The sequence below is a fragment of the Pseudomonas sp. NMI760_13 genome, from assembly GCF_021283245.1.
GTDB lineage: Bacteria > Pseudomonadota > Gammaproteobacteria > Pseudomonadales > Pseudomonadaceae > Aquipseudomonas > Aquipseudomonas peradeniyensis.
The window spans coordinates 14,865-27,073 of the sequence record NZ_JAJSRC010000027.1; the positions used below are offsets into that span (position 1 = coordinate 14,865).

The following is a 12,209-nucleotide window of genomic DNA, read 5'->3' on the forward strand; positions in this document are numbered from 1 at the left end:
GATCGAGGTGCGTCTCATGACGCGCTCCAGGTCAGGGCGAATACGGTCTGCCCTGGCAGTTGAAAACGGACCTGGCCATCGGCGCAGCTGAAGCTGGCGCGGCGGCTCTGGTTGTCGGGGCCGAACAGTTCGAGCTGGCCGGCCGGGCAGTCGCCCAGGACCAGCGCCACCTGTTGCAGGCGCTCGGCCTTGTTCACCCCCAGCAGGCTACGTTGGTGCTGGCGGGCCATGGCCAGGGCGTCGACCTCGAAGGCGTCGTTGTCCAGGGTCAGCACCTGGTCCAGCCAGTGGCGCTGGATGAACTGCTGGGCCAGGCCCACCGGCTTGAGCTCGTAGCGCTGGTCGCCGGCATCGCGCAGCATGCCCTTGGGCCATTCTGGCTCGTCGGCGACATGGAACCAGTTGAGCATGTCGAGCAGGCCGTCGCCGGCGGCGTTGATCACCACCGAGGTCCACCACAGCCCGGCGTAATGGGTGTTCTGCTCGTAGGGGCTGAGGCTTGAGCCGCTGGACAGGTTGGTCTGGTCCAGTAGCAACGCCTTGCGCGGCCGGCCCTGGTTGTCCAGACCCACCAACTCGGCGGCCTGGCGCACGCTGTCGCGGTAGCTGCGGGTGGCGAGCAGGTCGCGGACCATCCATTCGTGCCAGGCCAGGGCGTCGATCTGCGCACCCTGTTCGGCGAGCAGGCGCCGCGCCCAGTCGATGCCGCGGCGTTGCTTGCCGTCGTCGGTGAAGGGCCCGCCGAGCAGGCGCGAGGAGGCCGGCATGGCAATGCGCACACCGGCCTCGCGGGCGCCCGGATACTCGCGCACGCGCTTGGCCATGGCCTGGAAGAAGTCACGATAGCTGGCGTAGTCGCGGTAGTTGAGATTGGGCTCGTCAGCGAAGGCCAGGTAGTGGATGCCTTTGCCGCCCAGGGCCTTGGTCGCTTCGAGCCAGGCGCCGAGCCCATCGCTGCTGGTGCGGTCGCTGCGCAGGTCGGCGACCCGGGCGCTGCCGGCCAGCAGGGTGATGTCCTGGAGGATGCCGAAGCGTTCCTGGTAGAGCTTGCGCCAGGCATTCTCGAAGTCGGGTTGGCGTTGCAGCACGTCGACGAAGCTGTAGAAACCGGCGGCCTGGGGGCGCAGGGCGTCGAGGGCGGCAAAGCTCGAGGCCGGCGGCAGCACATAGGGCAGGGCCACCCCTAGCCTCGGCGTGGGGCCGAGTAGCTTGGTGCCGAGGGTCAGGCGTACCTGGCCCTGCTGTTGGGGCAGGTCACCGAGGTCGTCGGCGCGCTGGGCGAACAGGTTGGCGCTGCCGTCGAGCCAGAACGCCGCCTTGCCGCTGCCTTGCAGGCCCAGGCGCCAGGTCTCGTCGCGGCCGCTGACGGGCAGTGCTAGCTGGTCGAAGCGCCAGTAGGCGCGGTAGGGCTTGAGTGGCAACTGCACGCGCCGGCCATCGCTGAGACGTTCGGCGAACAGCCCGTGGACGCCGCCGTGGTGCTTGCCGGCCAACACCGCCCGTTCGCCGGCCTTGACCCGAAAGTACAGCTCGACACCCGGCCCGACCTCGGCGCTGAAGTGCACTTTGGCCGGTGCGAACAGCGCACGGGTACTGGCATCGTGCTGGATGCGGTAGTCGCGGAAGCTGTAGCCGGGCACTTCCAGGCGATAGGTACCGCCACCGGCTGCCAGGGGCCAGCGCTGCTCGCCGCGCACCTGCGCGGCCTCGATGCGCCGTTCGCCGGTCAGGCGGCCCTGGCCGTCCAGCAGGTACAGGCGCTCCGGGTTGGCGTCGGCCTGCCAGGCCGGGCGCCACTGGATGCGCAGCTCGTCGGCGCGGGCCGGGAGCAGGTACAGGCTGCCATCGCGGATCTCGCCCCATTGCACGGGCGCGGCGAGCGCCGACTGTGCCAGCAGCGCGGTGCACAGCAGCAGGGCTCTCATGCCGCCCTCCGTTGCAGCATCTGGCGCAGCGGCGCCAGGTCGGCGGGCAGGATGATCAGGGTCTGGCCCAGCGGCACGCCGCTGAGGCGGCAATACAGCACCAGCATGGCCACGGTGACCGCCAGGTAGGCGATGGACGAGGCCGCCGCGGCGCCGACGATGCCCCAGGTCGGGATCAGCAATACGTTGAGCACCAGGTTCAGCGCGGCGCCCGCGCCCATCAGCAGCGACACCGTGCCGGGGCGGTTCTTGCCCAGCAGGTCCAGGCGCAGGATGCTGGCGTAGCACAGGCCGAGCAGGCCCGGCAGCAAGGCCAGCAGCGCCGGATAGGCCGGCGCGTAGTCGGCGCCGAACAGGGTGACGATCAGCCACTGGCCGATCAGCGCCATGCTCAGGCAGGCGCCGAGCATCACCGTGGCGGTCAGGCGCAGGGCCAGGGGCGTCAGGCGTTCCATACCGGCGTCCTGTTGCAGCAGGCGTTTCATCAGCGGCGTGGTCACCGCCTCGGGGACGATCAGCAGCAGTTCGGCGGCGGCGCTGGCCATGGCGTAGTGGCCCAGGGCGGTGCTGCCGAGCATGGCGCCGATGAACAGGTAGTCCGAGCGCAGGATCACCTGCTGGAACAATAGGTCAGGGTGACTCTTGGCGCTGTAGCTCAGCAGTTCGCGCTGGCCGCCGCGATCCCAGCGCAGGGCCAGCGGGTGCTGGCGGCGCAGCCACCACAGGCCCAGCACCAGCACCAGGGCGATGCCGCACAGCCAGCTGATCAGCGCGGCCTCCAGGGCCTCGTCGCGCCACATCCAGAACAGCCCGAGGAACAGCAGCAGCGGCGCCAGCGACTCGGTCAGGCGCAGGGCGTTGAAGGCGCCGACGCCGCCGCTGGCGTTGTGCAGGGTCAGCAGGCCGCTCTTGAGTACGGTCATCGGCACCGCCAGCAGCAACAGCCAGGCCAGCAGGCCCAGCTGCACGGTAATTTCCAGGTCGCTGCCGAACTCGCGCACCAGCAACACGCAGACCAGCGTCAGCAGCCCGACCAGCAGGCAGCCGTAGACCAGCACCTGGGTCAGCAGCAGGCCCATGTCGCGCTGCTTGGCCGCCTGGTAGCCGACCGCGCTGTTCAGGCCGCCGCTGGTGGCGGCGCTGAGCAGGTCGGGCAGGGTGCTGAGCAGGGCGAACAGGCCGCGCTCGCTGGGGCCGAGGATGCGCGCCAGCAGTACGTTGCGCAGCAGGCGCAGGGCGATCATCGCAAGCTTGGTGCCCATGCTCAGCGCCAGATGGCGCAGGTAGCTGTTGCGGTTCATCAGCGTTCTCCGCGGCTGATGCGCCAGGCCAGCAACGAGGGCCGGCTGGCATTGCGCTGGCTGACACCGATGCGCGGCAGCGCCAGCGGGTCGTCGTGGCCCTGGCAGATGCCCGGGCGGGTGCTCAGGGCGTAGGGGTAGCGGTGCGCGGCGACACGGGCGCGCACGCGCTCGTCGTGATCGCCGTTGGGGTAGCAGTACACCGGCAGCGGTTCGCGGCAGCCTTCGTTGAGCGCGGCGTGGCTGCGTTGCAGCTCTTCGTTGAGGCGGTGGTCGTCCAGGTACGGCAGCAGGGCATGGCTGGCGCCGTGGGGGCCGAAGCGCACCAGGCCGGAATCCTCCAGGGCTCGCACCTGCTGCCAGTCCATGGCCTGGGGCAGCGACTCCGGCGGGCAGGCGTCGGTCAGCACATGCAGGGCCTGGGGGCTGAGGCTCTTGAGGGTCTGCAGGTAGCGCGCCAGTACCAGGCTGCGGGCCTTGCTGTGGTCGTGCATGAAGTAGGCCGCAGGCAGTGGCCGGCCGAGCTTGCGCAGGCGCTCGATCAGTTGCCGTCGAGCCTCCTCGCCATGGGTGCCCCACAGGGTTTCGCCGACGCTTTCCCACCAGAAGCGCTGGCGGCTGCCGATGTAGTCGGTGGACAGGAAGATGCTCGCCGGCACCTGGTGGCGTTGCAGCAGCGGGAAGGCGTTGACGGCATTGTCGCGCCAGCCGTCGTCGAAGGTCAGGGCCACTTTGGGGCGGGTATCGCCTCGGGGCTCCTCGTGGCTCTTGAGCAGGTCCATGAGGCTGACGCAGTCGAAATGCCGGGGCAGCCAGCGCAGCAGCCCTTCGAAGGCCCGGGGGCCGACGCACAGCTCGTTGCGATGGGGCAGGGCGGCGCTGGCGTCATCGGCCAGCACCCGGTGCAGCATGAGGATCACCCCGGCGCCGCGCAGTTCGGCGCGGCCACGCGGCGACTTGAAATAGAACCAGCCACTGGCCTGCTTGATATGGGTCTTGATCGGCATGTCCGTCGCTCATCGATTCTGGTCGGGGTTCCATTGGCTGTAGCTGTGCCCGCGCAGGAACTGCCACAGGCCCACGCTCATGCCGGCGAGGGTGACCAGCACGAAGGCGGCCAGGCGGAACGGGCGCGGCAGGCGGCGGCGGGCGTCGAGCAGGCCGGCGATGGCGGCGGCGTAGCCGAGCAGCTGCACGGCCAGGATCAGTCGGTAGAAGCCGGGCTCGATGGCCAGCCACAGGTTGGCCAGCAGCAATGGCAGCAGCAGCACCGGGGCCAGGCGGCGGATCAGTTTGTGGCTGATCAGGGCGATGGCGTACAGGCCGTGACGCGCCGGGTTGAGCAGCTCGCGGCGAGCGGCCAGGCTCAAAAGGCCGCCGACGGTGACCCGCTGGCGGCGGCGGAACTGCTTGTCGGCCTCGTCCACGCCCTGGTCCAGCACCACCGCCTCGGGCACGTAGACAATGCGCAGCCCTGCGGCCGGGGCGCAGGTGCTGATGAAGAAGTCGTCGTTGACCTGCTTGGGAATCGGTTGGTACAGCGCCCGGCGCAGGGCCAGCAGGGCGCCGTCGGCCGAGACCATGCAACCGGTGCGGTTCTCCACCTTGCGCACCCAGGCTTCGTAGTGCCGGTACAGGCTGTCGCCGATGCTCAGGCCCTTGCCCGGGTCGGGGATGATCATGTGCCCGGCGGTGCCGCCAACCTGGGCGTCGGCGAACGGCGCCAGCAGCAGCCCGAGGGTATCGGCCGACCACTGGTTGTCGGCGTCGGTGAATACCAGCAGGTCGCCCGTGCACACCTGCACGGCACTGTTCAGCGCCCCGGCCTTGCCCAGGCGCGGCAGGTCCAGCACTTGCACCCGCGGGTCACCCAGGGCGCGGGCCAGCGCCACGGTGCGGTCGCTGGAGCCGTCGCTGGCCACCACCACCTGCAGCTCGGCGGCCGGGTAGTCCTGGCCGAGCACGCTGGCGAGCTTGGCTTCGATATGCCGCTCTTCGTTGTGCGCGGCGATCACCACGCTCACCCGTTGCGCCGGCAGCGGCGAATGCGTGCGACGGGCAAAGAACGGCGCGGCCAGGGTCAGCAGCAGGGGATAGCCGACCCAGGCGTACAACGGCAGCAACAGGCATAGCCAGAAGATGAACTCAGCCACGGGCGGGCCTCCTTGCGGTGCGGTTGAACAGGCTGAGGATGAACGCCGCGCCGGCCAGGTGCAGGCGCAGCCAGTGCAGGCCCCAGAGTTGCAGGGTGAGCAGCGGGTCACGGTGCCGGCGGCTCTGGCGCAGGCTCAGGAACAGCGCGGGCAGGGCGCTGACCAGCAGGAAGAACAGCGCCACATGGGGGAATCCGTCGAGCAGGGCCGACAGGGCCATGGCGTCCAGCACCCACGCCCCCACCGAGAGTAGCGGGAAGCGCAGCAGGCGCAGGCTCACGCCATGGCTGCGCAGCAGTTGCAGGTGGCTGCCCTGGCGCCACATCTCCTTGCCCAGCCATTCGCGCCAGTTGGCCTCATAGCCCCAGTGCAGCACCGCGGGCTGGCGCAGCACGCGCAGGCGGGCGCCGGACTCGTGCAGGCGCAGGGTGAAGTCCTTGTCCTCGCCGGTGCGCAGGCGCTCGTCGAAACCACCGACCTGCTCGAACCAGCTGCGGCGCATCAGCAGGTTGGGGGTGGGCAGCCAGGTGCAGTCCTGCACCGTCTGCCCGGTGCGCAGGGTGCGCCGCTGCCAGGCCTGGGCGAACCACGGGGCGTGGCGCGGGGTGTCGCAGTCGAGGGCGAAGACATCGCCTTCGCCGCGACGCTGCAGGTCCAGCAGCAGGTCCAGCCAGTGCTCGGGCACCTCGATGTCGGCGTCAAGGAAGGCCAGCCATTCGCCGTGGCTGGCGGCTACGCCGGCGTTGCGCAGGGCACCGATGGCCACCCCGGGCAGCGTCAGCACCTGGGCGCCGTGCTCGCGGGCGATCCGCGGGCCGTCGTCGCTGGAGCCGTTATCCACCACGATCAGCTCGCAGGCCAGGCCCGCCGCGCTGGCCGAGCGCCGGGCGGCGTCCAGGGTGCGGCCGATATGGCGGGCCTCGTTGAACATCGGGATGACGATGCTCACCCGGCTCATCGGGCCACCTCCACCGGCTGTTGTTCACGGGCCTGGCCCAGCAGCACGCTGGACAGCGCCAGCATCAGCCACAGGTACTTGTGGCTGGGGGCGCTGAGGAACATCAGGAACAGACCGATGGCCAGCATGCTCATGGTCAGGTGGGTCATCAGGTCGGCGCGGTCCGCATCGCCGGCCGCGCGGAAGGCGGCGCGGGCCCGCCAGAAGTTGCGCAGGGCGAGAAAGATCATGCCGACGAACAGCAGCCCCGCCGGCAGGCCGACCTCGCTGAACAGCTCCAGGTAGGTGTTGTGGGCACGTCGGTAGAGGTCGGTGGTCTTGCTGTTGACCGGGGCGAAGGCCTTGGAGAAGCCGGTGTCGGCGTAGTGCAGCGGGAAGGTGCCGGGCCCGGTGCCGAGCAATGGGCTGTGGCTGATCATCTCCTTGCCCACCACCAGGTAGGAGGCGCGTCGGCCCAGCGATTCATCCTGGTGCGCGTTGACCCCGGATTTGAGCAGCATCAGCGACTGGATGCGCTCGGCGTAGCCCGCCGGCATCAGGGCCACGCCCAGGGGCAGGACAATGGCCAGGCCGAGCATGGCGAAGCCCAGGTGGCGCGGGCGGATGCGCGTCAGCTGTTCGCGGTAGTTGTACAGCACGATGCCCAGGCTGATCAGCAGTACCACCAGCCCCGAGCGCGATTCGGTCTTGGTCATGCCCACCAGCAGCAACAGGCAGCAGCCGGCCCAGAACAGCTTGACCGGGATCTGCCGGGCCTTGATCGCCAGCCACAGCCCCAGCGGCATGGCGATGGTGATCAGCAGGGCGAAGGCGTTGGGGTCGAGCATGGCCGAGGCGCGGCCCTGTTCCTGGTACTTGGTGGAGAAGATCGCGAACAGGCAGGTGACGCACACGCTGACGGTGATCAGCCGGGCCAGCATCGGCAGGTTGAGGTCGCGGCCGACCAGCAGGGTGATGACGAACACCACCAGGCCCACCAGCAACTCGCGCAGGTGACCGCCCGACAGCGCCAGGTCGTCGCTGGCCCACAGGCTCAGCAGGTACAGGGCCATGAACGGCAGCAGCAGGCGCCATTGGTTGCTGCGCAGGCGCTCGCCGGGCAACTGGCGCACTGCCAGCTGCAGGCTGAGGATCAGCACCAGGCCGATGCCCACCAGCTTGGCGCCGGACACCAGGCCGTCCTTGAGCAATCCCTCCAACGGCACCAGGGTGGCGATCGCCAGCAGGCCCCAGGCTGGCTTGCGGTACAGCACTAGTACGCCGGCCAGGCCGATCACGCCGCCGGGGGCCAGGAATGGGTAGGGGCTGGCCAGCAGCCCCAGGCTCAGCAAGGCCACCAGGGCCACCAGCGACAGGGGAATGATCATGCGACAACCTCCTCGGCCGTGCCCCGGTACACCAGGGCCCAGCGGTGTGCCAGGGTCGGCAGGTGGTAGCGTTCGCGTTGCGTGCGGCGGGCGCCGGCGACCAGCTCGGCGGCCTGCGCGGGATCCACGAGCAGGGCCTCGAGGTGTTCGCCCAGTTCAGCGCTGGCCAGCGGGGCGGCCAACAGACCGTTGCGCCCGTGTTCGATGACGTCGGGAATACCGCCGACACCGAAGGCCACCACTGGCACGCCGTCCTGCATGGCCTCGAGCAGGATCATCGGCGTGCCTTCGGTGCGCGAGCTGATGACCAGAGCGTCCAGGCGCTTCATCCAGCCGCGCATGTCGCGCTGAAAGCCCGGCAGGGTGATGCGCGCGGTGAGACCGGCGGCGTCGATGCGGGCCTGCAGGGTGTCGCGCTCGGGGCCTTCGCCGAGCATCACGGCGTGGACCTGTGGGTGGCGCTGGCACACCGGGATCAGGGTGTCGAGGAACAGGTCGGGGCCTTTTTCGCTGGACAGGCGGCCGACGTAGGCGGCGAGCCAGGGGGCCTTGTCATGATCGCAATCCCTGTAGGAGCGGCCTTGTGCCGCGATCGGCCGCGAAGCGGCCGCCGCTGCGGGGTAATCCGATGTGCCTGACTTATCGGCGTGGGTGGCCTTGGGGCCGCGTTGCGGCCCATCGCGGCGCAAGGCCGCTCCTACATGATCTTCATCAGCCGTGCAGGCCTCGGGCAGGCCGTTGGGAATCACCCGCAACTTGGCCTCGGGAACGCCGGCATCGCGGTGGATGCGGGCGATGCTCTCGGCCACGCACACCACCGTGTCCACCGTCGGCGTGCGGCACAGTTGCAGGCTCAGCCAGGTGTAGAAGCGCTGCTTGCGGCTGCGCGGGGTGAAGCCATGCTGGGTGCTGACCATCGGCAGGCGCCACAGGGTGGCGCCGATCCAGCCGAACAGCTGGCCCTTGAAGTTGTGGCTGTTGACCAATGGACGTTGGCCGCGCTGCGCGCCGAGTACCTTGAGCACCGCCCCCAGCCCCCGGCAGGTGTCGCATTCGACCCCCGCCTCGCGAAAGCGCGCCACCAGCTCCGCCGGGGCATCGAGAAACAGCACCCGATGCTGGCCGGGGGTCGCCTGGCAGTGGTCCAGGAGCATGCGCTCGGCGCCGTAGAACCCGCCACTGCCGAGCAGGTGCAGGATCGGCCGGCCGGCGTGCAGCGCGGCGTTCAATTGCGCACCCAGTGCCACAGGCGTGGCAGCGACCAGCTCTTGTGCGGGTTGGGCAGCGCCGGGGCCTGGTCGTTGATCACCAGCAGCACCGGCAGGCCCAGCTCGTGGCTGATCTGCGCCGGATGCTTGAAGCGATGGTCGAAGAACTCCCTGACGTAGACCACGGCGATCGCCAGCAGCAGGCCGGTGACCAGGCCGAACGGAATGATCAGGCCAGGTTTCGGGAAGCTCGCCGCAGTGGGCTCGTAGGGGGCGCTGAGGATCCGCGCGTTGGACTGGCTGCCGTCGAGCAGGCCCTGGCCACGGCTTTCCTCGTAACGCTGGGCGTAGGTGGAGAAGGCCTTGTGCAGGGCGTCGATCTCGGTGTCGAGCTGGCGGGTCTTGCTCTGGGTCTCGCGCAACTGGAGGATGCGCTTGCTGTAGTCGGCGATGCGCTGGGTCTTCTGCTCGATTACCTGCTGGGTCACGGCCAGGTCCTGCTGGCGCTCGCGGATGCGGTTCTCGACGATCTTGAGGAACTGCGCGCGCAACTGGGCGATTTGCTGGCGGGCCATGACCATCTGGTCGGAGCCTGGCTGGAACACCGTGGCGTCGCCATTGTAGCGGGCCAGCTGGGTGGTCAGCTGTTCGCCGAGCTGCTTGATCTCGCGGTCCTCGAAGGCGACGTTGTCGACCGTGGTGGTGAAGGTGTAGGGGAACGCGTAGTCGGCCATCCTCGCCTTGCTGGCCGCGGCCAGGCTGCTCTGCAGGTAGTCGAGCCACTTCTGGTTCTGCAACTGGCGGTCACGTTGCAGGTTGAGCGCCTGCTCCTCGGTGTTGATGGCGTTCAGCCGGAAGGTGATCTCTTCCTTGGGGTCCGACGAGCCGATGGCGGTCAGCAGGCCCAGGCGCTGGCTTTCCAGGTCGCCCAGGCGGGCCTGGTAGTGCAGCTTCTTCTGCTCGTAGAACGCTTCGGGCAGCTCGTTGGACTGCAGGTCCTGGCGGTTGGCCAGGAAGTTCTCCAGCAGGCGACTGACGAACAGCGTGCCCAGCTTCGGATCGTCGGCGCTGTAGGTGATGGAGATCACGTTGGAGCCGGGCAGGGTCTCGACCTTGAGGTCCTTGACCGCCTGGTCGGTAAGGGTGTCGAGCTGGGTGTCGCGGTCATCGGCCACGCTGTTGCCGAACAGCCGGTGCAGCGGGTCGAATACCGCGTGGCGCACCGGGTCGAGCACGGTACGGCGCAGCAGGCCGGGCTCGTCCGGATAGTGGCCTTCCTTGCGCAGCTCGCCGATGGTCTGACGGATCAGGGTCGGCGAGCGCAGGATGTTGCTCTCGGTCTCCATGTCGGCCAGCGACGGCGGGATGAACTGGTCGGCCTGCTGGCTGAGCGCCGAGGTGGTGTCGCTCTGCGAGAGCTTCTTGGACTGCACGATGACTTCGGCGGTGATGTCGAAGCTCTGCTTGAGCACCAGCGGTAAAATTACCGCGATCACCGCGAACACCAGGAACACCCGTTTCACCAGCTGGCGGTTGGCGAAGAAGATGCGGAAGAACTCATGTACGTAGTTTTCTTTGGGTTGCGTGGTCATGGTTCGTCCCCCGGTCAGTCGTCGCTTTCTTTGTTGTCGACGCGGTAGCTGAAGCTGAAGCCGAAGCCCTGGAACAGCACCACGTCGGCCAGTTGCCGGGACAGCTCGGCGGCGCTGGCCAGCTTGGTCTTGGGCACGTAGAGCATGTCTTCGGGCTGCAGGTAGGCGAGCTTCTGGGTACCACCGGACAGCGCCTGGTCGACGTCGTAGTTGACCGCGTGCACGGTGTTGCCTTCACGGCGCATGATCACCACCGAGCCGAGCTTGGCCTTGAGGGTCGGGCCGCGGGCCAGGGTCAGCGCTTCGAGCACCGATATTGGGCGGCGGATCTGGAAGGCGCCGGGCTGGCCGACTTCGCCGAGCACATAGATCTCGTTGGCGGCGGTGGACTTGAGCAGCACGTCCACGCTCATGCGCCCGGGCAGGGTGGCGTAGCGCTCGTTGAGGTAGTCGCGCAGCTGGTTGACGGTCATGCCCTGCAGCGGCACCGAACCGATTTCCGGGAAGGTGGCGCGGCCGTCGTTGCCCACGGTGATGTCGCGGCTCATGCCGGTGCCGGGGTGGTTGAGGGCGTTCTTCAGGTTGACCTCGTCGGTCATCGGGCTGATTACCCGCACGGTGACCTGGTCACGGTTGGGCTTGAACACCCGCTTGTCCTGGTAGGCCTGGCGGATGGCGTTCTCGGCCTCGCCGGGGGTCATGCCCTCGACGCGCACCGCAGCGTTGGTGCTGGGCAGGGTGATGCTGCCGTCGGGCTGCACCAGCTGGTTGCCGTTCAGGCCGCTGGCGGCCATGAAGTTCAGGTCCAGGGTGTCGCCGGACTGGATGCGGTAGACCCCGGCCGAACGGTTGCTGACGTGGAAGATCACCTCCAGCACGTCCTGCGGGCGCAGCACCTGCTCGCGGCGGGCGACTTCGGTGGCCTGGCTCTCGGCCGGTGGCGCGGTAAGGATCTGCACCGGCATCTGGCGGTCTTCCTGGCTGGCGCAGCCGGCCAGGGCCAGCACGCACAGGGCAATCGATGGGTATCTCATGGCGTTCATCCTGTGCGGCCTCTCAGAGATTTTCGTACAGCCACTTGGGCATGTAGTACTTGCGCTTGTTGAACACGCTGCCGATCAGTCGCGCGCCGGCCTGGGTCAGGCGTTGACTGGCGGCCTGGGCGACTTCCCAACGGGTCTCCTCGGCGCACACCACCAGGATCACGCCGTCGACCAGGGTGCCGATCACCAGGCTGTCGGCGCTGGCGTAGATGGCTTCGCCATCGATCACCACGAAGCGGTACTGGTTACTCAGCTGGTGCAGCAGCACGCGCAACTGCTCGTGGTCGAGGCGGTCGCGGCCGCGTTTCCAGGTGCCCACCGGCAGCACGTCGAACGGCTGGTCGGACAGGCGCACGATGCAGTCCTGGGCCAGCGGCGGGGTGTCCTGGTTGAACAGCAGGTCGCTGTAGCCGCGCAGCTTGCCCAGGCCCAGTTGCTGGCTGAGGCCGCCGGGGCTGAGGCTGGCGTCGATCAGCAGCACGTTGCCCGCGCTCATCAATGCCAGCTGGCTGGCAAAGGCCAGGGCGCTGGTACTGGTGCCGCTGCCGGTGTTGGCCGCGGTCAGCAGCAGGGTGCGCTGGTCGAGGTCGAGCACGGTGGAGGTCAGGTTGGTCTCGCTTGGGGTAGCGATGGTCAGACTTCTTGAGGATGAACCGTCCATC

The 12,209-nt window shown here is 68.7% G+C and carries 10 protein-coding genes; all 10 read right to left on the minus strand.

Annotated elements, in window-relative coordinates:
* Window positions 1–14: 14 nt before the first annotated feature.
* From LU671_RS22665 to LU671_RS22710, 10 genes are read right to left on the minus strand one after another with little or no spacing between them, the layout of a single operon-like run.
* A complete protein-coding gene (locus LU671_RS22665) occupies window positions 15–1,925 on the minus strand; it encodes a hypothetical protein (RefSeq protein ID WP_232856942.1) in 1,911 nt (636 codons plus the stop codon).
* Window positions 1,922–3,226 (minus strand): lipopolysaccharide biosynthesis protein, encoded by a 1,305-nt coding sequence (locus tag LU671_RS22670; RefSeq protein ID WP_232856943.1) that lies wholly within the window; start codon window positions 3,224–3,226, stop codon window positions 1,922–1,924. The genes LU671_RS22665 and LU671_RS22670 overlap by 4 nt, the downstream gene beginning before the upstream one ends.
* Window positions 3,226–4,233, minus strand: a complete 1,008-nt coding sequence (locus LU671_RS22675; RefSeq protein WP_232856944.1) for a polysaccharide deacetylase family protein — start codon at window positions 4,231–4,233, stop codon at window positions 3,226–3,228. Before LU671_RS22675 ends, LU671_RS22670 begins: the two co-directional genes overlap by 1 nt.
* 9 nt (window positions 4,234–4,242) lie before the next feature.
* Entirely contained in the window at window positions 4,243–5,379 is a 1,137-nt protein-coding gene (locus tag LU671_RS22680; protein ID WP_232856945.1) for a glycosyltransferase family 2 protein, read from the minus strand.
* Window positions 5,372–6,337, minus strand: coding sequence for a glycosyltransferase (locus LU671_RS22685; protein ID WP_203646314.1), 966 nt, complete (start codon window positions 6,335–6,337; stop codon window positions 5,372–5,374). The genes LU671_RS22680 and LU671_RS22685 overlap by 8 nt, the downstream gene beginning before the upstream one ends.
* A complete protein-coding gene (locus tag LU671_RS22690) occupies window positions 6,334–7,704 on the minus strand; it encodes an O-antigen ligase family protein (protein ID WP_232856946.1) in 1,371 nt (456 codons plus the stop codon). The genes LU671_RS22685 and LU671_RS22690 overlap by 4 nt, the downstream gene beginning before the upstream one ends.
* The gene (locus LU671_RS22695) at window positions 7,701–8,933 is read right to left on the minus strand and encodes a glycosyltransferase family 4 protein (protein ID WP_232856947.1); all 1,233 of its coding nucleotides are present in this window, start codon (window positions 8,931–8,933) and stop codon (window positions 7,701–7,703) included. The genes LU671_RS22690 and LU671_RS22695 overlap by 4 nt, the downstream gene beginning before the upstream one ends.
* The gene (locus tag LU671_RS22700; protein ID WP_203646318.1) at window positions 8,930–10,504 is read right to left on the minus strand and encodes a GumC family protein; all 1,575 of its coding nucleotides are present in this window, start codon (window positions 10,502–10,504) and stop codon (window positions 8,930–8,932) included. Before LU671_RS22700 ends, LU671_RS22695 begins: the two co-directional genes overlap by 4 nt.
* Window positions 10,505–10,518: 14 nt before the next feature.
* The gene (locus tag LU671_RS22705; protein WP_232856948.1) at window positions 10,519–11,538 is read right to left on the minus strand and encodes a polysaccharide biosynthesis/export family protein; all 1,020 of its coding nucleotides are present in this window, start codon (window positions 11,536–11,538) and stop codon (window positions 10,519–10,521) included.
* Between the two features lie 22 nt (window positions 11,539–11,560).
* Window positions 11,561–12,208, minus strand: a complete 648-nt coding sequence (locus LU671_RS22710; protein ID WP_050705462.1) for a CpsD/CapB family tyrosine-protein kinase — start codon at window positions 12,206–12,208, stop codon at window positions 11,561–11,563.
* Window position 12,209: the final 1 nt, after the last annotated feature.